Raw genomic sequence first — 1,338 nt, forward strand, 5'->3', positions numbered from 1 at the left:
ACCAGACTAATTTTATCGATAGCAGTGGTATCGGTGCATTAGTGAGTAATCACAAAAGTGCCCTAGAGCAAGGGGTTAAAACGTTGCTTAAAAATGTCACTCCCCAAGTCATGTCTGTATTGGTCATGACAGGACTAGACCAAAGGTTAGCTATAGAAGCATCAGATAATAATACCACAGGAAACACCAACAAATCAGTAAATCACTTACCAACAACCCATCCCTCAGTTAGATCTCCGGTGAAGCGATTAATCGATATTGTCGGTGCAATCGTGGGTTTGGGCATTACTGCTGTTTTGTTTATTCCTATTGCCCTTGCTATTAAGCTAGATAGCCCTGGTCCGATTTTTTTTGCTCAAATCCGTTGTGGTTGGATGGGAAAGCGGTTTCGGATCTGGAAATTTCGCTCCATGTGTGCTAACGCTGAACAGCTAAAAAAGAAAGTTAAAAATCAAGCTGATGGCAAAGTTTTTAAAAATGAAAATGACCCCAGAATCACCAGAGTGGGTCATTTTTTACGGAAAACCAGCTTAGATGAACTGCCTCAGTTCTGGAATGTTCTGAAAGGAGAGATGAGTTTAGTAGGGACAAGACCACCAACAGTCAATGAAGTAGAAATATATGAGGTTCCGGAGTGGCAACGTTTAAACGTAAAACCGGGTATCACTGGTGAGTGGCAAGTTAATGGACGCTCAAAAATCCGTAGTTTTGAAGATATCATTCAAATGGACTTAAAATACCAACATCACTGGAGCTTAGCCCATGATATCAGACTTATCTTCAAAACTATCCTGGTAGTGCTTCGTAAAGATGGAATGTAGTTTTATGGTTAGATGAGTTTGGAACCCGCACTTTCGCCCCTAGTGGCGAAGGTGATGGTAGTTGATCAAATGCCAGCCTAGCTTACCTTGGAACCGAAAACTAAATGTTCACGAATAGATGACAATAGACCTCTTGGCAAAGTATTTGTCTGATCTTGTCTTTCTCAATTATTGTCCGCTGATCCGAAGTTACCTTGTCCGCAGTTCCCGTAAACTGCGGCGAAGTCTAATGCCATAGACCGTGTAAACACCAGAATTTTTCAAAGTACCATCAAACTCGATCAATTTAGGCTAATATAGTGGTTCCCACTAGACCGATCTGCATCGACTAGATCATCGGAACCTCCGTGTTGCAGAAGAGTCATTGTTGTTTTTCTCTTACAAAATAGTGGTGCTTATTAATAAAACCTGGAAACTCAGTCGGTTGATGTGCAATGGCAAACCGCTTCGAGCATCTCGTCTAATGGTCCAAACAGACTTGAGTGAAGTTAAATAGTGGGCGGGCTGCGGTGGAGCG

The 1,338-nt window shown here is 42.1% G+C and carries 1 protein-coding gene; it reads left to right on the plus strand.

The annotated features are described in order from the left end of the window. Positions 1-821 (plus strand): sugar transferase (locus F6K49_RS49640; RefSeq protein WP_293110168.1); only part of this gene is annotated, 821 nt, incomplete at its 5' end. Between the last annotated feature and the right edge of the window lie 517 nt (positions 822-1,338).

This window comes from Moorena sp. SIO3I6 (genome assembly GCF_010672095.1).